This window comes from Enterobacter sp. ECC-219 (assembly GCF_043966805.1).
Lineage (GTDB): Bacteria > Pseudomonadota > Gammaproteobacteria > Enterobacterales > Enterobacteriaceae > Enterobacter > Enterobacter cloacae_N.
Genome location: NZ_CP143680.1, coordinates 476,521 through 497,139, shown reverse-complemented (window position 1 = coordinate 497,139; position 20,619 = coordinate 476,521). Strand labels below are relative to the sequence as shown.

Here is a 20,619-nt window from a genome sequence, read left to right as displayed (position 1 = left end):
GGGCAATGAAATTCAAAGATATTAAGGAAGCATGTTATGGCACTTTGGGGTGGGCGTTTTACACAGGCAGCGGATCAGCGGTTCAAACAGTTCAACGACTCTTTGCGCTTCGACTACCGCCTGGCCGAACAGGATATCGTCGGCTCTGTGGCCTGGTCCAAAGCGCTGGTGACCGTTGGCGTGCTGACCGCAGACGAGCAGCAGCAGCTGGAAGAGGCGCTGAACAACCTGCTGGAAGAGGTGCGTCTGGATCCGCAGCAAATCCTGCAGAGCGATGCCGAAGATATTCACAGCTGGGTGGAAGGCAAGCTGATCGACAAAGTTGGCCAGTTGGGTAAAAAGCTGCACACCGGCCGCAGCCGTAACGACCAGGTCGCGACCGATCTGAAGCTGTGGTGTAAAGAGACCGTTGGCGAACTGCTGGCGGCCAACCGTCAGCTGCAGAGCGCGCTGGTGGAAACCGCGCAGAACAACCAGGACGCGGTGATGCCGGGTTATACTCACCTGCAGCGCGCGCAGCCGGTGACTTTTGCGCACTGGTGTCTGGCCTACGTTGAGATGCTGGCGCGTGACGAAAGCCGTCTGCAGGATACCCTTAAGCGTCTGGACGTCAGCCCGCTGGGCAGCGGCGCGCTGGCCGGTACGGCGTATGAAATCGACCGTGAGCAGCTGGCAGGCTGGCTGGGCTTTGCCTCCGCCACCCGTAACAGCCTGGATAGCGTCTCCGACCGCGACCACGTGCTGGAGCTGCTCTCCAATGCGTCTATCGGAATGGTGCACCTGTCGCGCTTTGCCGAGGATCTGATCTTCTTTAACTCTGGCGAAGCGGGTTTCGTTGAACTGTCCGACCGCGTGACCTCAGGCTCATCCCTGATGCCGCAGAAGAAAAACCCGGACGCGCTGGAGCTGATCCGCGGCAAGTGTGGCCGCGTGCAGGGTGCGCTGACCGGCATGATGATGACCCTGAAAGGGCTGCCACTGGCGTACAACAAAGACATGCAGGAAGACAAAGAAGGGCTGTTCGACGCGCTCGACACCTGGCTGGACTGTCTGCATATGGGCGCGCTGGTGCTGGACGGCATTCAGGTGAAACGTCCGCGCTGCCAGGATGCGGCGCAGCAGGGCTATGCCAATTCTACCGAGCTGGCGGACTACCTTGTCGCGAAAGGCGTACCGTTCCGTGAAGCGCACCATATTGTAGGTGAAGCGGTAGTGGAAGCCATTCGTCAGGGTAAACCGCTGGAAGATCTGGCGCTGGCCGATCTGCAGAAGTTCAGCGCGGTTATCGGGGATGATGTGTATCCGATTCTGGCGCTGCAGTCTTGCCTGGATAAGCGTGCTGCAAAAGGCGGCGTGTCGCCGAAGCAGGTGGAGCAGGCGATTGCGGATGCGAAAAACCGGTTGGTTTGAACCGTGCGGGCTGGTGCCCTCACCCCGGCCCTCTCCCACAGGGAGAGGGAGCAAACACTAAAAATGGCAACTTCGGTTGCCATTTTGCTTTTACCTCGGGCTTTTTTACGCAAAAAAAAGCGGACCACGGGGTCCGCAAAAGTTCACGTTGGCTTTAGTTGTTCGAGTTTTGAGAGAAACTCGATGACGGTGCGGGGACGTCAAGGGTCAAACACGGGCCGCCTCGTCTATGTGGTGTATTATTCAACAGAATGCTTGATAGGGATAATCGTTCATTGCTATGCTATCTATCGCCATGAACTATCGTGGCGACGGAGGATGAATAATGAATATTCGTGATCTTGAATACCTGGTAGCGTTAGCCGAGCATCGTCACTTTCGCCGCGCGGCAGATTCCTGCCACGTCAGCCAGCCGACGCTGAGCGGCCAGATCCGCAAGCTGGAAGACGAGCTGGGCGTGATGCTGCTGGAGCGCACCAGCCGTAAGGTGCTGTTCACCCAGGCCGGTCTGCTGCTGGTGGATCAGGCGCGCACCGTGCTGCGCGAGGTCAAAGTGCTAAAGGAAATGGCAAGCCAGCAGGGGGAGGCGATGTCCGGCCCGCTGCATATTGGCCTGATCCCAACCGTTGGCCCGTACCTGTTGCCGCACATCATTCCGATGCTGCACCAGACGTTCCCGAAACTCGAAATGTACCTGCATGAAGCGCAAACCCATCAGCTGCTGGCGCAGCTGGACAGCGGCAAGCTCGACTGCGCCATTCTGGCGCTGGTAAAAGAGAGTGAAGCCTTTATCGAAGTGCCGCTGTTCGATGAGCCGATGATGCTGGCGATCTATGAAGATCACCCGTGGGCGAACCGCGATCGCGTTCCGATGGCCGATCTGGCCGGGGAAAAGCTGCTGATGCTGGAAGACGGCCACTGCCTGCGCGATCAGGCGATGGGCTTCTGCTTCGAAGCGGGTGCCGATGAAGATACCCATTTCCGCGCAACCAGCCTGGAAACGCTGCGTAATATGGTGGCGGCGGGAAGCGGTATTACGCTGCTGCCTGCGCTGGCCGTGCCGCGCGAGCGTAAACGTGATGGCGTGGTCTATCTGCCGTGCATTAAGCCGGAGCCGCGTCGCACTATCGGCCTGGTGTATCGTCCGGGTTCACCGCTGCGCAGCCGCTATGAGCAGCTGGCAGAGGCCATCCGTGGTTCGATGGATGGCCATTTCGACAGCGCGTTAAAACAGGCGGTTTAAGCCGTTCAGCGCGGCTACCCGGTAGGCTTCCGCCATGGTCGGGTAGTTAAAGGTGGTGTTAACGAAGTATTCGATGGTGTTACCACCGCCTTTCTGCTCCATTATCGCCTGGCCGATATGAATGATTTCCGCCGCGCGTTCACCAAAGCAGTGAATACCGAGGATCTCTTTCGTCTCGCGGTGGAACAGGATCTTCAGCGTTCCCACGCTCATCCCCACGATTTGCGCCCGCGCCAGATGTTTAAACTGCGCACGACCCACTTCGTAAGGCACCTTCATTGACGTCAGCTGCTGCTCGGTTTTCCCCACGGAACTGATTTCCGGGATGGTGTAGATACCCGTCGGGATATCTTCAATCAGGTGCGCCGTTGCTTCACCCTTCACCAGCGCCTGAGCGGCAATGCGGCCCTGATCGTAAGCGGCAGATGCCAGGCTCGGGTAGCCGATCACGTCGCCGACCGCGTAAACGTGCGGCAACGCGGTCTGGTACATGCTGTTGACCTTGAGCTGGCCGCGGCTGTCGGTCTCAAGCCCGATATTTTCCAGCTGCAGTGAATCGGTGTTGCCGGTACGACCGTTGGCGTACAGCAGGCAGTCTGCTTTCAGCTTTTTACCGGACTTCAGGTGCATGATCACACCGTCATCGCAGCCTTCGATCTTCTCGTACTCTTCGTTGTGGCGAATCACCACGCCGCTGTTCCAGAAGTGGTAGGAGAGGGAGTCCGACATCTCTTGATCGAGGAACGCCAGCAGGCGATCCCGGGTGTTGATCAGGTCTACTTTGACATCCATTCCGCGGAAGATCGACGCATATTCGCAGCCGATAACCCCTGCGCCATAGATAATGACGTGGCGGGGTTCATGGTGCAGGCTCAGAATCGAGTCGCTGTCGTAGACGCGCGGGTGCGAGAAGTCGACGTCGGCCGGATGGTAAGGGCGTGAACCACAGGCGATAACAAATTTTTCAGCGGTGATTGTCTCAACCGATCCGTCGTGGCATTCGAGTGCCAGGGTATGTTCATCCACAAAATGCGCGTTGCCCTGCAAAATCTCACAGTGGTTACGCTCATAAAAGCCCTGACGCATGCGCGTCTGCTGGTTAATGACGGTATCCGCGTGATTCAGGATGTCGGCAAAGGAGGAACGAAGAAGTCGGGAGTGGTCGCTGTAAAGAGGGTTCTGGTTAAATTCGATGATGCGGCTAACGGCGTGGCGGAGGGCTTTCGAAGGGATGGTGCCCCAGTGGGTGCAACCGCCGCCGACATTATGGTAGCGCTCAATGACCGCTACTCTGGCTCCCTGTTTCACCAGACCCATAGCAGCACCTTCGCCGCCGGGGCCGGAACCAATAACTATTGCGTCGTAATCGTAGGAATGTGGCATGGTAAGGCTTACCTGTTCTTATACATAAAAGCAACAGAATCATAACATCATTACCAGGGTAACCCAATTATCGTTGTGCTTTTTTCCGGCAGTGGAGCACAAACCGCACGTAAACAATCATTCACAAAGCTGGGCAAACAGATTAATTTTATTCTCTGGTATAGTGCCATCAGGCCTTTGGAAGGATTCAACTATTGTGATGGGCGTAAGAGCACAACAAAAAGAGAAAACCCGGCGTTCGCTGGTGGAAGCCGCATTCAGTCAACTGAGTGCTGAGCGGAGTTTTGCCAGTTTGAGCCTGCGCGAAGTCGCACGCGAGGCCGGGATTGCGCCAACGTCCTTCTATCGTCACTTTCGTGACGTGGATGAACTGGGCCTGACCATGGTCGACGAGAGCGGCCTGATGCTGCGCCAACTGATGCGCCAGGCGCGTCAGCGTATCGCCAAAGGGGGCAGCGTGATCCGCACCTCCGTGTCGACCTTTATGGAATTTATCGGCAATAACCCCAACGCGTTTCGTCTGCTTCTGCGCGAACGTTCGGGCACATCGGCTGCGTTTCGTGCCGCCGTCGCGCGGGAAATTCAGCACTTCATCGCGGAACTTGCCGACTATCTTGAACTCGAAAACCATATGCCGCGTGCGTTTACCGAAGCACAGGCCGAAGCGATGGTGACGATTGTATTCAGCGCGGGTGCCGAAGCGCTGGATGTCAGCATTGAACAACGCAAGCAGCTCGAAGAGCGACTGGTACTGCAGCTCAGGATGATCTCCAAAGGCGCGTATTACTGGTATCGCCGTGAACAAGAGAAACTGGCACATCAAACCGAAGAGTGAAGGTGAGTAATGAAACAGTCAGGTCAGGATAAAGGGACGCTGTTGCTGGCATTGATCGCTGGCTTATCCATTAATGGCACGTTTGCCGCTATTTTTAGCTCAATCGTTCCATTTTCGATTTTCCCGCTTATTGCGCTGGTGCTGACGGTCTACTGCCTGCATCAACGTTACCTGAACCGCACCATGCCGGTGGGGTTACCGGGGCTGGCCGCCGCCTGCTTTATTCTGGGCGTATTGCTGTATAGCACCGTGGTTCGCGCGGAGTATCCGGATATCGGCTCTAACTTCTTCCCTGCGGTACTGTCTGTGGCGCTGGTGTTCTGGATTGGCTCACGCATGCGTAGCCGTAAGAGCCAGTTGCCGGAGTAAAGGGTTTTGTCATTGTAGGCCGGATATGCGAAGCGCCATCCGGCTTTTTTGGCAGGTGGCGCTTCACTTACCTACCCTACAAGGCCCACATTAATTTGCCGTCAGCAGTACGCCGCACTCCATATGGTGCGTATACGGGAACTGATCGAACAGCGCCAGACGTTCAACCTTGTGCGTCTGGCTTAATGTTTCCAGGTTCTTGCACAGCGTCTCCGGGTTGCAGGAGATGTACAGAATGCGCGGGTACGCCTGCACCATCTTCTCTGTTTCGCTGTCCAGGCCGCTGCGTGGAGGGTCGACAAAAATCGTCTCACACTGGTAGCTCTTGAGATCGATCCCTTCCAGGCGGTTAAACGCCCGCACACCGTTCATGGCCTGCGTGAACTCTTCTGCGGCCATACGAATGATTTGCACGTTGTCGATATGGTTGGCGGCAATGTTGTACTGCGCGGCGGCCACCGACGGTTTGGCGATTTCGGTTGCCAGAACGCGATCGAAGTTACGCGCCAGCGCCAGCGAGAAGTTGCCGTTACCGCAGTACAGCTCAAGCAGGTCACCCTTAGACCCTTCCGTCGCCTTCAGCGCCCACTCCAGCATTTGCACGTTCATCGCCGCGTTCGGCTGGGTGAAGCTGTTCTCCACCTGACGGTAAATCATCTCTTTACCCGCCACCGGCAGGCGTTCGTCGACGTAATCCTGATCCAGCATGATTTTGGTTTTGGTCGCGCGGCCAATCAGGTGCACGTTGATGTTCTGCGCGCGCAGCGCATCGCGCAGGGCTTCGGCCTGCTCGCGCCATTCGTCGGTCAGCGCTTTGTGGTACAGCAGAGAGACAATCGCCTGATTGCTTTGCGTGGTCAGATAGTCAATCTGGAACAGCTTGTGGCGCAGCACCGGATTGTTGCGCACGCCTTCAATTATCAGCGTCATCAGCTGGTTGATGAGCTCGCTCGCTGCCGGGAAGCTGTCCACGCGAATGCGGGATTTGGTCTGCTGATCGAAAATGATGTGATACAGGTCGTCGCCGTCGTGCCAGATGCGGAACTCGGCGCGCATGCGGTAGTGGCTGACAGGGGAGCGGAACACCTCGGGAACGGGCGCGTTGAAAGGCGTCATCATACTTTGCAGGCGGACAACTTTCTCTGCAAGCTGCGCGTCGTACTGTTCTGTCGGGAGGTGTTCGGGGGTCATGATGCGTCCTGAATGATAAAGAATTACGCGGGGATTGTAGGGATTGTGCAGTGGATGTCCAGATTTAATGGCCAATAGCTATCTGGACATCTATACGTGTCTAATTGTAGCATTCTGTTTCCGGTCTCCTGAGAGTGAAAAGGGAATCCAGTGAAAATCTGGAGCTGACGCGCAGCGGTAAAGACTGGCGGGATGAGAGCTGTAGACACTGTGAAAATGGGAAGTCTTCATCCGTATAACGCCACCCAGCCCGAAGACCTGCCGGGATCACGTCGCATTTGGTTTCATCATCGCGTGCTATAGATGAGGCCTGCGGCATCCTTCTTATATTGTGGATGCTTTAACAATGATTAAAAAAGTATCGCTGTTGACGGCGCTGTCCGTCACGGCATTTTCGGGCTGGGCGCAGGATAGCGCTGACTCGTTGGTGGTGACGGCAAATCGTTTTGAACAACCTGAAAAAACTATTCTGGCAGCAACCTCGGTGGTGACGCGTGCCGATATTGACCGCTGGCAGTCAACCTCGGTGCTGGACGTTATGCGTCGCCTGCCAGGCGTGGATACGGCGCAAAATGGCGGGATGGGGCAACTCTCTTCTCTCTTTATTCGTGGCACAAACTCCAGCCACGTGCTGATTCTCGTTGACGGGGTCCGCCTTAACCAGGCGGGCGTCACGGGGTCGTCCGATCTCAGCCAGTTCCCAATCTCCCTGGTGCAGCGTATCGAATATGTTCGTGGACCGCGTTCGGCGGTGTACGGTTCTGACGCAATTGGCGGTGTAGTCAACATTATTACCACCCGCGCGAAGGATGGTACGACGCTGAATGCCGGCGTAGGCTCGCACGGCTATCAGAATTATGGCGGCAGTACCCAGCAAACGCTGGGCGACAGCACGCGCGTCACGCTTGCGGGTGATTACACTTATACCAAAGGTTTTGATGTGGTTGCGGACGGCAACAATGGCGGCCTTGCCCAGACCGATCGCGATGGCTTTATGAATAAAACGCTCTACGGCGCACTGGATCACGCATTCTCAGACCAGTGGAGCGGATTTGTTCGCGGCTTTGGCTACAGCAACCGTACGGCCTACGACGGTTACTACAGTTCATTTACCCCTGACGTACTGGTCGATACCCGCCAGCTCTATAGCCAGACCTGGGACGCAGGATTACGCTTCAACGGTGACATCTTCCATTCACAGCTGCTCACCAGCTATAGCCATAGCAAGGACTATAACTACGATCCAAATTTGGGCCGTTACGATTCAACGGCCACACTGGATGAAATCAAACAGTACAACGTTCAGTGGCTCAACTCCGTTGATGTGGGCCACGGGAACATTGGCGCGGGCGTTGACTGGCAGAAGCAGAGCACCGAGCCGGGTACAAACTACGTTACCAACGGCTACGACCTGCGTAATACCGGCGTCTACCTGACCGGACTGCAGCAGCTGGGTGATTTCACCCTGGAAGGGGCGGTTCGCAGCGATGACAACTCGCAGTTTGGTCGCCACGGCACCTGGCAAAGCAGTGCAGCGTGGGAGTTCGTGGACGGTTACCGCTTCATTGCTTCTTATGGCACGGCCTATAAAGCACCGAATCTGGGGCAACTCTATGGCTTCTATGGCAATGACCATCTTGATCCAGAAGAGAGCAAGCAGTGGGAAGGGGCGTTTGAAGGCCTGACGGCAGGCGTGAGCTGGCGCGTGTCCGGCTATCGTAATGACGTTGAAAATCTCATCGACTTCAATAATAACCTTCAGCAATATTACAACGTCGGCAAAGCACGCATTAAGGGTGTGGAGGCGACAGCTTCATTTGATACGGGTCCGTTGACGCATACCGTTGGCTACGACTATGTGGATGCCCGCAACGCAGCCACCAACGAACTTCTAGACCGTCGTGCTAAGCAGCAGGTGAAATATCAGCTCGATACGCAGATCTATGATTTCGACTGGAGCCTGACGTATCACTATCTCGGCACGCGTTACGACACTGATTTTGGTTCGTATCCGTCAGAGAAAGTTAAAATGGGCGGTGTGAGCCTTTGGGATGTCGCAGTTTCATATCCTGTCACCTCACATCTCACAGTTCGTGGTAAAATAGCCAACCTGTTCGATAAAGATTACGAGACAGTTTATGGCTACCAAACTGCAGGACGGGAATACACCTTGTCTGGCAGCTACACCTTCTAATCCGCGTCCCACCGTGCTGGTGTTTGATTCCGGCGTCGGTGGGCTTTCGGTCTATGATGAGATTCGGCATCTCCTGCCGGATCTCCATTACATCTACGCCTTCGATAACGTCGCTTTCCCGTATGGGGAAAAGAGTGAAGACTTTATCGTTGAGCGTGTGGTTGAAATCGTCACCGCGGTACAAAAGCGCTATCCCCTTTCGCTGGCGGTCATTGCCTGTAATACGGCGAGCACCGTTTCTCTTCCCGCCCTTCGTGAGAAATTCCAGTTCCCGGTTGTGGGCGTTGTTCCTGCCATAAAGCCTGCCGCGCGCCTCACGGCTAACGGCATCGTAGGGTTACTGGCCACGCGTGGCACGGTGAAGCGTCCTTATACCCGCGAGCTGATCGACCGTTTTGCTAACGAATGCCAGATTGCAATGCTTGGCTCCGCAGAGCTGGTGGAGATGGCGGAAGCGAAACTGCACGGCGAGACGGTATCGCTTGAAGAGCTGCGTCGTATTCTTCGTCCGTGGCTGCGTATGCCCGAACCACCGGATACGGTTGTGCTGGGCTGCACCCACTTTCCGCTATTGCAGGAAGAGCTATTAGAAGTGCTTCCGGAGGGAACGCGCCTGGTGGATTCCGGTGCGGCAATCGCCCGTCGTACGGCCTGGCTGCTGGAGCATGAAGCGCCGGATGCGAAATCTACCGATGCGAATATCGCGTTTTGCATGGCCATTACGAAAGAGACTGAGCAACTTTTACCCGTTTTACGCCGTTATGGCTTTGAAACGCTCGAAAAACTGGCGCTGTAGCACGGTTTTGAGCAAAAAAGAGACGGTTGAAAGTTTTTTTTAAAAGAGGGGTTGTCAACGTCTGAGAACTCCCTATAATGCGCCTCCACTGACACGGAACAACGGCTTGCAAGCCGCCGGGTTAGCGGGGTTCAGAGATGAACGCCAACAGAGAAAAGTGAAAATAATCGCTTGACTCTGAATGAGGAAAACGTAATATACGGGACCTCGCAACGGTGAGCTGAAAGCCGCGTTGCAACTGCTCTTTAACAATTTATCAGACAATCTGTGTGGGCACTCAAAGTGACATGGATTCTTAATGTCGCAAGACGAAAAATGAATACCAAGTCTCTGAGTGAACATGCGTAATTCATTACGAAGTTTAATTCACGAGCATCAAACTTAAATTGAAGAGTTTGATCATGGCTCAGATTGAACGCTGGCGGCAGGCCTAACACATGCAAGTCGAACGGTAGCACAGAGAGCTTGCTCTCGGGTGACGAGTGGCGGACGGGTGAGTAATGTCTGGGAAACTGCCTGATGGAGGGGGATAACTACTGGAAACGGTAGCTAATACCGCATAACGTCGCAAGACCAAAGAGGGGGACCTTCGGGCCTCTTGCCATCAGATGTGCCCAGATGGGATTAGCTAGTAGGTGGGGTAACGGCTCACCTAGGCGACGATCCCTAGCTGGTCTGAGAGGATGACCAGCCACACTGGAACTGAGACACGGTCCAGACTCCTACGGGAGGCAGCAGTGGGGAATATTGCACAATGGGCGCAAGCCTGATGCAGCCATGCCGCGTGTATGAAGAAGGCCTTCGGGTTGTAAAGTACTTTCAGCGGGGAGGAAGGCGATAAGGTTAATAACCTTGTCGATTGACGTTACCCGCAGAAGAAGCACCGGCTAACTCCGTGCCAGCAGCCGCGGTAATACGGAGGGTGCAAGCGTTAATCGGAATTACTGGGCGTAAAGCGCACGCAGGCGGTCTGTCAAGTCGGATGTGAAATCCCCGGGCTCAACCTGGGAACTGCATTCGAAACTGGCAGGCTAGAGTCTTGTAGAGGGGGGTAGAATTCCAGGTGTAGCGGTGAAATGCGTAGAGATCTGGAGGAATACCGGTGGCGAAGGCGGCCCCCTGGACAAAGACTGACGCTCAGGTGCGAAAGCGTGGGGAGCAAACAGGATTAGATACCCTGGTAGTCCACGCCGTAAACGATGTCGACTTGGAGGTTGTGCCCTTGAGGCGTGGCTTCCGGAGCTAACGCGTTAAGTCGACCGCCTGGGGAGTACGGCCGCAAGGTTAAAACTCAAATGAATTGACGGGGGCCCGCACAAGCGGTGGAGCATGTGGTTTAATTCGATGCAACGCGAAGAACCTTACCTACTCTTGACATCCAGAGAACTTTCCAGAGATGGATTGGTGCCTTCGGGAACTCTGAGACAGGTGCTGCATGGCTGTCGTCAGCTCGTGTTGTGAAATGTTGGGTTAAGTCCCGCAACGAGCGCAACCCTTATCCTTTGTTGCCAGCGGTCCGGCCGGGAACTCAAAGGAGACTGCCAGTGATAAACTGGAGGAAGGTGGGGATGACGTCAAGTCATCATGGCCCTTACGAGTAGGGCTACACACGTGCTACAATGGCGCATACAAAGAGAAGCGACCTCGCGAGAGCAAGCGGACCTCATAAAGTGCGTCGTAGTCCGGATTGGAGTCTGCAACTCGACTCCATGAAGTCGGAATCGCTAGTAATCGTGGATCAGAATGCCACGGTGAATACGTTCCCGGGCCTTGTACACACCGCCCGTCACACCATGGGAGTGGGTTGCAAAAGAAGTAGGTAGCTTAACCTTCGGGAGGGCGCTTACCACTTTGTGATTCATGACTGGGGTGAAGTCGTAACAAGGTAACCGTAGGGGAACCTGCGGTTGGATCACCTCCTTACCTTAAAGAACCTGCCTTTGCAGTGCTCACACAGATTGTCTGATGAAAAACAGCAGTAAAAATCTCTGCAGGCTTGTAGCTCAGGTGGTTAGAGCGCACCCCTGATAAGGGTGAGGTCGGTGGTTCAAGTCCACTCAGGCCTACCAAATTTTCCCTGATACTGCGTTGCGGCAACGCTCACATACTGATGTATGCTTCGCGTTTCCACGCCTTGTCTCAGGAAAAATTACCGGTACAGAGGTTTGTAATACGATGGGGCTATAGCTCAGCTGGGAGAGCGCCTGCTTTGCACGCAGGAGGTCTGCGGTTCGATCCCGCATAGCTCCACCATCTTTTACTGCGAACACAAGAAAACTTCAGAGTGAACCTGAAAAGGTGCACTGCGAAGTTTTGCTCTTTAAAAATCTGGATCAAGCTGAAAATTGAAACGACACACATGTTATGTGTGTTCGAGTCTCTCAAATTTTCGCAATCATGAAGTGAAACATCTTCGGGTTGTGAGGTTAAGCGACTAAGCGTACACGGTGGATGCCCTGGCAGTCAGAGGCGATGAAGGACGTGCTAATCTGCGAAAAGCGCCGGCGAGGTGATATGAACCTTTGACCCGGCGATGTCCGAATGGGGAAACCCAGTGCAATTCGTTGCACTATCGTTAGCTGAATACATAGGTTAACGAGGCGAACCGGGGGAACTGAAACATCTAAGTACCCCGAGGAAAAGAAATCAACCGAGATTCCCCCAGTAGCGGCGAGCGAACGGGGAGCAGCCCGGAGTCTGAATCAGCTTGTGTGTTAGTGGAACGGTCTGGAAAGTCCGACGGTACAGGGTGACAGTCCCGTACACGAAAATGCACAGGTTGTGAACTCGAAGAGTAGGGCGGGACACGTGGTATCCTGTCTGAATATGGGGGGACCATCCTCCAAGGCTAAATACTCCTGACTGACCGATAGTGAACCAGTACCGTGAGGGAAAGGCGAAAAGAACCCCGGCGAGGGGAGTGAAAAAGAACCTGAAACCGTGTACGTACAAGCAGTGGGAGCACCTTCGTGGTGTGACTGCGTACCTTTTGTATAATGGGTCAGCGACTTATATTCTGTAGCAAGGTTAACCGTATAGGGGAGCCGAAGGGAAACCGAGTCTTAACTGGGCGTTAAGTTGCAGGGTATAGACCCGAAACCCGGTGATCTAGCCATGGGCAGGTTGAAGGTTGGGTAACACTAACTGGAGGACCGAACCGACTAATGTTGAAAAATTAGCGGATGACCTGTGGCTGGGGGTGAAAGGCCAATCAAACCGGGAGATAGCTGGTTCTCCCCGAAAGCTATTTAGGTAGCGCCTCGTGAACTCATCTTCGGGGGTAGAGCACTGTTTCGGCTAGGGGGCCATCCCGGCTTACCAACCCGATGCAAACTACGAATACCGAAGAATGTTATCACGGGAGACACACGGCGGGTGCTAACGTCCGTCGTGAAGAGGGAAACAACCCAGACCGCCAGCTAAGGTCCCAAAGTCATGGTTAAGTGGGAAACGATGTGGGAAGGCACAGACAGCCAGGATGTTGGCTTAGAAGCAGCCATCATTTAAAGAAAGCGTAATAGCTCACTGGTCGAGTCGGCCTGCGCGGAAGATGTAACGGGGCTAAACCATGCACCGAAGCTGCGGCAGCGACGCTTATGCGTTGTTGGGTAGGGGAGCGTTCTGTAAGCCGTTGAAGGTGGCCTGTGAGGGCTGCTGGAGGTATCAGAAGTGCGAATGCTGACATAAGTAACGATAAAGCGGGTGAAAAGCCCGCTCGCCGGAAGACCAAGGGTTCCTGTCCAACGTTAATCGGGGCAGGGTGAGTCGACCCCTAAGGCGAGGCCGAAAGGCGTAGTCGATGGGAAACAGGTTAATATTCCTGTACTTGGTGTTACTGCGAAGGGGGGACGGAGAAGGCTATGTCAGCCGGGCGACGGTTGTCCCGGTTTAAGCGTGTAGGTGTGTGTTCCAGGCAAATCCGGTTCACTTTAACACTGAGGCGTGATGACGAGGCACTACGGTGCTGAAGTGATAAATGCCCTGCTTCCAGGAAAAGCCTCTAAGCATCAGGTAACACGAAATCGTACCCCAAACCGACACAGGTGGTCAGGTAGAGAATACCAAGGCGCTTGAGAGAACTCGGGTGAAGGAACTAGGCAAAATGGTGCCGTAACTTCGGGAGAAGGCACGCTGATATGTAGGTGAAGCCCCTGCGGGCGGAGCTGAAATCAGTCGAAGATACCAGCTGGCTGCAACTGTTTATTAAAAACACAGCACTGTGCAAACACGAAAGTGGACGTATACGGTGTGACGCCTGCCCGGTGCCGGAAGGTTAATTGATGGGGTTAGCGGCAACGCGAAGCTCTTGATCGAAGCCCCGGTAAACGGCGGCCGTAACTATAACGGTCCTAAGGTAGCGAAATTCCTTGTCGGGTAAGTTCCGACCTGCACGAATGGCGTAATGATGGCCAGGCTGTCTCCACCCGAGACTCAGTGAAATTGAACTCGCTGTGAAGATGCAGTGTACCCGCGGCAAGACGGAAAGACCCCGTGAACCTTTACTATAGCTTGACACTGAACACTGGTCCTTGATGTGTAGGATAGGTGGGAGGCTTTGAAGCGTGGACGCCAGTCTGCGTGGAGCCGTCCTTGAAATACCACCCTTTAATGGCTGGTGTTCTAACGTGGACCCGTAATCCGGGTTGCGGACAGTGTCTGGTGGGTAGTTTGACTGGGGCGGTCTCCTCCCAAAGAGTAACGGAGGAGCACGAAGGTTAGCTAATCCTGGTCGGACATCAGGAGGTTAGTGCAATGGCATAAGCTAGCTTGACTGCGAGAGTGACGGCTCGAGCAGGTGCGAAAGCAGGTCATAGTGATCCGGTGGTTCTGAATGGAAGGGCCATCGCTCAACGGATAAAAGGTACTCCGGGGATAACAGGCTGATACCGCCCAAGAGTTCATATCGACGGCGGTGTTTGGCACCTCGATGTCGGCTCATCACATCCTGGGGCTGAAGTAGGTCCCAAGGGTATGGCTGTTCGCCATTTAAAGTGGTACGCGAGCTGGGTTTAGAACGTCGTGAGACAGTTCGGTCCCTATCTGCCGTGGGCGCTGGAGAATTGAGGGGGGCTGCTCCTAGTACGAGAGGACCGGAGTGGACGCATCACTGGTGTTCGGGTTGTCATGCCAATGGCACTGCCCGGTAGCTAAATGCGGAAGAGATAAGTGCTGAAAGCATCTAAGCACGAAACTTGCCCCGAGATGAGTTCTCCCTGACTCCTTGAGAGTCCTGAAGGAACGTTGAAGACGACGACGTTGATAGGTCGGGTGTGTAAGCGCAGCGATGCGTTGAGCTAACCGATACTAATGAACCGTGAGGCTTAACCTTACAACGCCGAAGGTGTTTTGGCGGAAGAGACAGAACAATCAATATTCAGCCTGATACAGATTAAACAGAATTTGCCTGGCGGCTTTAGCGCGGTGGTCCCACCTGACCCCATGCCGAACTCAGAAGTGAAACGCCGTAGCGCCGATGGTAGTGTGGGGTCTCCCCATGTGAGAGTAGGGAACTGCCAGGCATCAAATTTAGTAGTAAGCCGGTGCATTAATCCGGTGGTTACAAGCAGTCTTCGGTGGAGCGGTAGTTCAGTCGGTTAGAATACCTGCCTGTCACGCAGGGGGTCGCGGGTTCGAGTCCCGTCCGTTCCGCCACTTATTAAGACATTAAGCCTGCCAGTGATGGCAGGCTTAATGGCAGAAAACTTTAGGGGCGTAGCTCAGTTGGTAGAGCACCGGTCTCCAAAACCGGGTGTCGCGAGTTCGAGTCTCTCCGCCCCTGCCATATAGAATCCTTTGCTTCGGCAAAGGATTTTTTTTTGCCTGAAAATCGGGAAAATTTCCGCATTCTAAAATGCAGCCAGCATCTCTGCTGGCCTCAGCATTAATCCATTACATTGATTTTTAATAGATCTTTTATCTGCGATTGCTTATCACTGTTTTGTAGCCAAATTGCATATAGTGGTCGCGAAAGGGTGGTGGAATCCACCACGGTATGCAGTCCAGGCCTGGTGTCTGCCCAACGAACGGGTAACCAGGTGCAACCCTTCAACAGGGGAAGTTGCTGACAGGCAATCTCGGCAGAACTGGTTGTTAGCTGTGGAACATCATCTGGAGCAATCAATCCCGTCTCATGCTGCTGAAAATCTGGCCCCCATTCCAGGCGTAAATAGGTCAGGTCTGCTTTCATCATCGAAGGCTCAGAGGCATAAAGCGCCAGACCAAACTGCCCCACAATCTGGCTGCTAAATTCGTCCATCTTGGGGGCTTCAGTTGTGATCAGAAGATCAAGCTGGCGCTCATGAAGTTGCTTAACCAGCGACTGACGTTGCGCAATTCGGGCTTCAAATTGCAAATGGCCATGGGAGTGATATAGCCGGGTAAGCCACTGACTGAGCATACATTCCCACAGAGACGCGCTGGCCCCTATTGAGAATTCATTGTGCCTCGACGTATGGGCAACCTCTTTGCGTGCTGCCTGCCATGTGTTCATCAGCGTTTCGGCATACGGGAGCAGTTTCTCACCGGCGGGCGTTAAACGGATGTTGTTGCGGTGACGGGTAAAAAGATTCACACCCAGTTGATTTTCCAGCTGTCGAATACGAAAACTGACTGCTGACTGCGTCAGGTAAAGGGCTTCAGCTGCTCGCCCGAAGTGGCGCGTTCTGCTCACTTCAAGGAAAGTTTTTAGCAATTCCGTATCCACATCTTTCTCCGCAAAATAATTTGTCGTTATGATTTAAATGTTTTGTTTTACACTCTGTCAAGCGTAACTAATACTCCGCGCCATAAATAGCTCGGCCAAAGAATTAGGAGCGTGTAGGATGGCGGAAAGCTTTACGACGACTAATCGTTTTTTCGACAATAAACATTATCCGCGCGGGTTCTCTCGTCACGGCGATTTCACCATCAAAGAGGCGCAGCTGCTTGAGCGTCATGGTTATGCCTTTAACGAGCTGGATCTGGGTAAACGTGAGCCTGCAACCGAAGATGAAAAGCAGTTTGTCTCGGTGTGCCGTGGTGAGCGTGAGCCGCAGTCTGAAGCAGAACGTGTATGGATCAAGTACATGGCTCGCATTAAGCGTCCAAAACGTTTCCATACGCTGTCTGGCGGTAAACCGCAGATGGAAGGTGCAGAAGACTACACCGAGTCTGACGATTAAGAAAAAGGGGCTACGGCCCCTTTTTTATGCCAGTAACTTTTGCAGATGCAAAAGCAAACGATCGATCGCCCGATAGCTCAACGCTTCCTGCAAATGTTTCCTCTCAATGTCAGTACAGCCCTCCACGTCAGCAATGGTTCTGGCTACTTTTAACAAGCGCTGCCACGCACGTATGGAAAGCCCAAAGCGCGTCAGCGTCTCTTCCAGCCATCCCGCATCTTCAGCGTTAAGAGAACAAAACTGTCGAATCCCGGCATTATCCAGCCGTGCATTCAGTCTGTTTTGTCGAGCGTACTGCCGTGTCTGCGCCGCGATAACCCGCTCGCGTACAGTCGCTGAGCTTTCACCCTGTGTACGCGTCTGCCTTAGCAGGCCCGGCGGCGGAAGGGGGATTTCCAGTGATAAATCGAAACGATCGAGGAACGGGCCGGAAAGCTTTCCCAGATAGCGCAGCGTTTGCTCTGGCGTACAGCGGTTATGGTTGCCCTGGTAGTGACCCGTCGGGCTGGGATTCATCGCTGCGACAAGCTGAAACTGGGCGGGATAGCTTATTTTGGCTCGCGTGCGTGAGATATGTATCTCACCGGATTCAATGGGCTCCCTCAGTGCATCCAGCACGCGCCGCTCAAATTCAGGCAGCTCATCGAGGAACAGAATGCCATTGTGTGCCAGTGAGATCTCACCCGGCCCCGGAATAGACCCACCGCCGACCATTGCCGTCAGCGAAGCGCTATGATGCGGGGAACGAAAAGGACGGCGGCGCCACTGTTTATGCAACGACGTTGAACTGATAAGGCTATAGATGGCAGCGCTTTCCAGCGCTTCATGGTTATTAAGCGGCGGGAGCAACCCGCTCAGCCTGCTTGCCAGCATGGTTTTGCCCGTACCCGGCGGGCCAATCAGCAGAAGATTGTGACCACCCGCTGCCGTAATCTCCAGCGCCCGTTTCCCTTGCTCTTGTCCCATGATCTCGCTGAGGTCTTCTGGCGCATCCGCTATAGCCTCGTCACACTCTTCCGGCTCGGACAGTTCGTGCCGGCCCTCCAGCCAGGCGCACACTTCCTGGAGATGCCCTGCGATGAGGCATCCCTTTTCTGCAATAAGACTCACTTCTGATGCGTTTTCATTGGCCACAACGATTTGCCGCCCTGCACGTATTGCTTCCAGCGCTCCCGATATCGCACCGGGAACGCCTCTCAATGCGCCTGTGAGCGCGAGTTCACCCACGAACTCGTACGAGCCTAGCCTGGTCGTATTAAGTTGCTCAGAAGCCGCGAGAAGCGCAATTGCGATAGGTAAATCATATCGCCCACCCTCTTTAGGCAGGTCAGCGGGGGCAAGGTTGATGGTGATCTTCTTTGCGGGGAAGGTATAACCGCTGTTTATTATTGCACTACGAACGCGGTCCCTGGCCTCTTTGACCGTGGTTTCAGGTAACCCAACAAGCGTGAGTCCGGGGAGGCCATTACTCAAATGAACCTCTACGGAAATAAGCGGAGCCTTCACCCCGAGAGCCGCTCGCGTATAAACAACTGACAGTGACATTTGTACTACCTCCTGGTGTGACTGTGCCATTGCCCGTTTTCTCTGTTTAGCGTCTTTTGGCGTATTTACGCTGCCTGTTCAGAGATTTTGGTAGCACAGTGAAACCATTGCATAACTGTGGAAGCACTCTCGCAGAGTATAAAAAGCCCCGTTTTGACGTTAAGAACGGCAGGAAAAAAATGAAAAATATTCATCCCCAAATTTCCTTATATAAAACAATAGCTTCATGGGAAATGATTCGCTGGCTAACCAAGTCCGTCATAAATAAATCTTGTGTTTAATTTAAAAACTGTGATAACTCTTTAGGTATTCCTTCGAACAAGATGCAAAAAGAACTGAAAATGACAGCCCTTCTACGAGTGATTAGCCTGGTCGTGATTAGCGTGGTGGTGATTATTATCCCACCGTGCGGGGCTGCACTTGGACGAGGAAAGGCTTAGAAATCAAGCCTTAACGAACTAAGACCCCCGCACCGAAAGGTCCGGGGGTTTTTTTATGACTAAAAAACTTAAACGAGGAGCAGAGAATGAACACTAGCATAAAATTCTGTTTCTCCAGATTTATGACGGGGAACTAACTATGAATGGGGCACAATGGGTAGTACATGCGTTGCGCGCGCAGGGAGTCGAGACAGTATTCGGTTATCCGGGTGGCGCAATTATGCCGATTTACGATGCACTGTATGACGGCGGCGTGGAACACCTCTTGTGCCGACACGAGCAGGGCGCAGCGATGGCAGCCATTGGCTATGCCCGTGCGACAGGTAAAACAGGCGTGTGCATGGCGACCTCAGGTCCGGGTGCAACGAACCTGATCACCGGCCTGGCTGACGCGCTGCTCGATTCCGTCCCCGTCGTGGCAATTACCGGTCAGGTAGCCTCTCCGTTCATTGGTACCGATGCCTTTCAGGAAGTGGACGTCCTCGGCTTATCGCTGGCCTGCACCAAGCACAGCTTCCTCGTTCAATCTCTCGAAGAGCTGCCTCGCGTGATGGCCGAAGCGTTCGAGGTTGCCAGTTCTGGCCGTCCTGGCCCGGTTCTGGTGGATATCCCGAAAGATATTCAGGTTGCACTCGGCGATCTGGAGCCGCACTTCTCTACCGTTGAAAGCAACGAAGCATTCCCGCATGCAGACGTTGAAGAGGCGCGTCAGATGATGGCGCAGGCGAAACAGCCGATGCTCTATGTCGGCGGTGGTGTAGGCATGGCGCAGGCCGTTCCTGCCCTGCGCGAATTTATCGCGGTGACGCAGATGCCCGCTACCTGCACGCTGAAAGGTCTGGGCGCAGTCGACGCGGACTACCCGTACTACCTCGGCATGCTGGGAATGCATGGCACCAAGGCGGCAAACCTGGCGGTGCAGGAGTGCGATCTGCTCATTGCCGTGGGGGCTCGTTTCGACGACCGCGTCACCGGCAAGCTCAATACCTTCGCACCGAATGCCAAAGTTATTCATATGGATATCGACCCGGCGGAGATGAACAAGCTGCGTCAGGCGCATATCGCGCTGCAGGGCGATCTCAACGCGCTGTTACCGGCACTGCAGCAGCCGCTGGATATCAATGCATGGCGTCAGCACACCGCAGACATGCGCGCCGAGCACGCCTGGCGTTACGACCATCCCGGCGAGGCCATCTACGCGCCGCTGCTGTTGAAGCAACTCTCCGACCGTAAGCCGGCAGACAGCGTGGTGACAACGGATGTGGGACAGCATCAGATGTGGTCCGCACAGCACATGACCTACACCCGCCCGGAAAACTTCATCACCTCCAGCGGCTTAGGCACCATGGGGTTTGGCCTGCCGGCAGCCGTAGGCGCACAGGTAGCCCGCCCGAACGATACCGTTATCTGTATCTCCGGTGACGGCTCCTTCATGATGAACGTTCAGGAGTTGGGCACCGTGAAGCGCAAGCAGTTACCGCTGAAGATCGTCTTGCTCGATAACCAGCGTTTAGGGATGGTTCGCCAGTGGCAACAGCTGTTTTTCCAGGAGCGTTACAGCGAAACAACCCTGACCGATAACCCCGATTTCCTCACTCTGGCCAGCGCCTTCGGCATTCCTGGCCAGCACATCACCCGTAAAGACCAGGTTGAAGCGGCACTCGACACCATGCTTTCAAGCGAAGGGCCATACCTGCTTCATGTCTCAATCGACGAGCTTGAGAACGTCTGGCCGTTGGTACCGCCCGGTGCCAGTAACTCACAAATGCTGGAGAAATTATCATGATGCAACATCAGGTCGCCGTGCAGGCTCGCTTCAACCCGGAAACCTTAGAACGCGTTTTGCGCGTGGTCCGTCATCGTGGTTTTCAGATTTGCTCTATGAATATGGAAACGGCCACAGACGCCCAGAACATCAGTATCGAATTAACCGTTGCCAGCCCGCGGCCGGTCGACTTACTGTTTAGTCAGTTATCAAAGCTGGTAGACGTTGCCCATGTTGCCATCTGCCAGAGCACAACCACATCACAACAAATCCGCGCTTGAGCGTGAC

The 20,619-nt window shown here is 54.4% G+C and carries 15 protein-coding genes, 4 tRNA genes, 3 rRNA genes and 1 riboswitch; of the genes, 18 read left to right on the top strand and 4 right to left on the bottom strand.

Going from position 1 to position 20,619, the window contains the following annotated elements; all coding sequences use genetic code 11:
• Positions 1-36 precede the first annotated feature (36 nt).
• Together argH and oxyR are read left to right on the top strand one after the other, a co-directional pair.
• Entirely contained in the window at positions 37-1,410 is a 1,374-nt protein-coding gene (argH, locus tag V1603_RS02365; RefSeq protein ID WP_116344060.1) for an argininosuccinate lyase, read from the top strand.
• A gap of 325 nt (positions 1,411-1,735) precedes the next feature.
• Positions 1,736-2,653, top strand: a complete 918-nt coding sequence (oxyR, locus tag V1603_RS02360) for a DNA-binding transcriptional regulator OxyR (protein WP_023309664.1) — start codon at positions 1,736-1,738, stop codon at positions 2,651-2,653.
• On the opposite strand, the gene sthA is transcribed toward oxyR, so the two are convergent.
• Positions 2,636-4,036 carry a Si-specific NAD(P)(+) transhydrogenase gene (gene sthA, locus V1603_RS02355; RefSeq protein ID WP_008501785.1) on the bottom strand — a complete coding sequence of 467 codons (1,401 nt, stop codon included), beginning with the start codon at positions 4,034-4,036 and terminating at the stop codon, positions 2,636-2,638. The genes oxyR and sthA overlap by 18 nt on opposite strands.
• A 196-nt stretch (positions 4,037-4,232) precedes the next feature.
• Here sthA and fabR point away from each other — a divergent pair, with 196 nt between their 5' ends.
• Complete coding sequence (gene fabR, locus V1603_RS02350; RefSeq protein ID WP_008501784.1) at positions 4,233-4,871, top strand: HTH-type transcriptional repressor FabR; 639 nt, start codon at positions 4,233-4,235, stop codon at positions 4,869-4,871.
• Positions 4,872-4,880: 9 nt separating this feature from the next.
• Positions 4,881-5,240, top strand: a complete 360-nt coding sequence (locus V1603_RS02345) for a YijD family membrane protein (RefSeq protein WP_008501783.1) — start codon at positions 4,881-4,883, stop codon at positions 5,238-5,240.
• Between the two features lie 90 nt (positions 5,241-5,330).
• Here the strand turns inward: V1603_RS02345 and trmA are convergent, their stop codons facing one another.
• Positions 5,331-6,431 (bottom strand): tRNA (uridine(54)-C5)-methyltransferase TrmA, encoded by a 1,101-nt coding sequence (gene trmA, locus V1603_RS02340; RefSeq protein ID WP_395313449.1) that lies wholly within the window; start codon positions 6,429-6,431, stop codon positions 5,331-5,333.
• A gap of 104 nt (positions 6,432-6,535) precedes the next feature.
• Positions 6,536-6,712: riboswitch (cobalamin riboswitch) on the top strand.
• Between the two features lie 65 nt (positions 6,713-6,777).
• Here trmA and btuB point away from each other — a divergent pair.
• From btuB to V1603_RS02295, 9 genes are all read left to right on the top strand, one after another.
• Positions 6,778-8,625, top strand: coding sequence for a TonB-dependent vitamin B12 receptor BtuB (gene btuB / locus V1603_RS02335; protein ID WP_166712614.1), 1,848 nt, complete (start codon positions 6,778-6,780; stop codon positions 8,623-8,625).
• A complete protein-coding gene (gene murI, locus V1603_RS02330) occupies positions 8,570-9,421 on the top strand; it encodes a glutamate racemase (protein ID WP_116344063.1) in 852 nt (283 codons plus the stop codon). The genes btuB and murI overlap by 56 nt, the downstream gene beginning before the upstream one ends.
• 383 nt (positions 9,422-9,804) lie before the next feature.
• A 16S ribosomal RNA gene (locus V1603_RS02325) occupies positions 9,805-11,344 on the top strand.
• A 69-nt stretch (positions 11,345-11,413) separates the two neighbouring features.
• Positions 11,414-11,490 (top strand) — tRNA-Ile (locus V1603_RS02320).
• Positions 11,491-11,598: 108 nt separating this feature from the next.
• A tRNA-Ala gene (locus V1603_RS02315) sits at positions 11,599-11,674 on the top strand.
• Positions 11,675-11,845: 171 nt separating this feature from the next.
• Positions 11,846-14,750, top strand: a 23S ribosomal RNA gene (locus V1603_RS02310).
• 74 nt (positions 14,751-14,824) lie between these two features.
• Positions 14,825-14,940 (top strand): 5S ribosomal RNA (gene rrf / locus V1603_RS02305).
• Together the 16S, 23S and 5S rRNA genes with 4 tRNA genes alongside form the textbook arrangement of a ribosomal RNA operon.
• Before the next feature lie 56 nt (positions 14,941-14,996).
• A tRNA-Asp gene (locus V1603_RS02300) sits at positions 14,997-15,073 on the top strand.
• Between the two features lie 54 nt (positions 15,074-15,127).
• Positions 15,128-15,203 (top strand) — tRNA-Trp (locus tag V1603_RS02295).
• A gap of 99 nt (positions 15,204-15,302) precedes the next feature.
• Here the strand turns inward: V1603_RS02295 and hdfR are convergent.
• A complete protein-coding gene (hdfR, locus tag V1603_RS02290) occupies positions 15,303-16,124 on the bottom strand; it encodes an HTH-type transcriptional regulator HdfR (protein WP_116343682.1) in 822 nt (273 codons plus the stop codon).
• 118 nt (positions 16,125-16,242) lie between these two features.
• Here hdfR and V1603_RS02285 point away from each other — a divergent pair, with 118 nt between their 5' ends.
• Positions 16,243-16,581, top strand: coding sequence for a DUF413 domain-containing protein (locus tag V1603_RS02285; protein WP_008501577.1), 339 nt, complete (start codon positions 16,243-16,245; stop codon positions 16,579-16,581).
• A 24-nt stretch (positions 16,582-16,605) separates the two neighbouring features.
• On the opposite strand, the gene V1603_RS02280 is transcribed toward V1603_RS02285, so the two are convergent.
• A complete protein-coding gene (locus V1603_RS02280; protein WP_395313448.1) occupies positions 16,606-18,126 on the bottom strand; it encodes a YifB family Mg chelatase-like AAA ATPase in 1,521 nt (506 codons plus the stop codon).
• A gap of 341 nt (positions 18,127-18,467) precedes the next feature.
• Here V1603_RS02280 and ilvL point away from each other — a divergent pair, with 341 nt between their 5' ends.
• From ilvL to ilvM, 4 genes are all read left to right on the top strand, one after another.
• Entirely contained in the window at positions 18,468-18,566 is a 99-nt protein-coding gene (gene ilvL / locus V1603_RS02275) for an ilv operon leader peptide (RefSeq protein ID WP_001311244.1), read from the top strand.
• 86 nt (positions 18,567-18,652) lie between these two features.
• Positions 18,653-18,703: a peptide IlvX gene (gene ilvX, locus V1603_RS02270; RefSeq protein WP_192985207.1), complete on the top strand. Its 51-nt coding sequence runs from the start codon at positions 18,653-18,655 to the stop codon at positions 18,701-18,703.
• Positions 18,704-18,705: 2 nt separating this feature from the next.
• Entirely contained in the window at positions 18,706-20,352 is a 1,647-nt protein-coding gene (gene ilvG, locus V1603_RS02265; protein WP_116343684.1) for an acetolactate synthase 2 catalytic subunit, read from the top strand.
• Positions 20,349-20,612: an acetolactate synthase 2 small subunit gene (gene ilvM / locus V1603_RS02260; RefSeq protein ID WP_003860184.1), complete on the top strand. Its 264-nt coding sequence runs from the start codon at positions 20,349-20,351 to the stop codon at positions 20,610-20,612. Before ilvG ends, ilvM begins: the two co-directional genes overlap by 4 nt.
• The last annotated feature ends 7 nt before the right edge of the window (positions 20,613-20,619 follow it).

Excerpts from the sequence above, each read along its gene's own strand:
- ilvG (WP_116343684.1), top strand. The coding sequence starts at position 18,706 with ATGAATGGGGCACAATGGGTAGTACATGCGTTGCGCGCGCAGGGAGTC.
- murI (WP_116344063.1), top strand. The coding sequence starts at position 8,570 with ATGGCTACCAAACTGCAGGACGGGAATACACCTTGTCTGGCAGCTACA.
- V1603_RS02345 (WP_008501783.1), top strand. The coding sequence starts at position 4,881 with ATGAAACAGTCAGGTCAGGATAAAGGGACGCTGTTGCTGGCATTGATC.
- sthA (WP_008501785.1), bottom strand. The coding sequence starts at position 4,036 with ATGCCACATTCCTACGATTACGACGCAATAGTTATTGGTTCCGGCCCC.
- oxyR (WP_023309664.1), top strand. The coding sequence starts at position 1,736 with ATGAATATTCGTGATCTTGAATACCTGGTAGCGTTAGCCGAGCATCGT.
- trmA (WP_395313449.1), bottom strand. The coding sequence starts at position 6,431 with ATGACCCCCGAACACCTCCCGACAGAACAGTACGACGCGCAGCTTGCA.
- argH (WP_116344060.1), top strand. The coding sequence starts at position 37 with ATGGCACTTTGGGGTGGGCGTTTTACACAGGCAGCGGATCAGCGGTTC.
- ilvL (WP_001311244.1), top strand. The coding sequence starts at position 18,468 with ATGACAGCCCTTCTACGAGTGATTAGCCTGGTCGTGATTAGCGTGGTG.
- V1603_RS02280 (WP_395313448.1), bottom strand. The coding sequence starts at position 18,126 with ATGTCACTGTCAGTTGTTTATACGCGAGCGGCTCTCGGGGTGAAGGCT.
- V1603_RS02285 (WP_008501577.1), top strand. The coding sequence starts at position 16,243 with ATGGCGGAAAGCTTTACGACGACTAATCGTTTTTTCGACAATAAACAT.
- ilvM (WP_003860184.1), top strand. The coding sequence starts at position 20,349 with ATGATGCAACATCAGGTCGCCGTGCAGGCTCGCTTCAACCCGGAAACC.
- btuB (WP_166712614.1), top strand. The coding sequence starts at position 6,778 with ATGATTAAAAAAGTATCGCTGTTGACGGCGCTGTCCGTCACGGCATTT.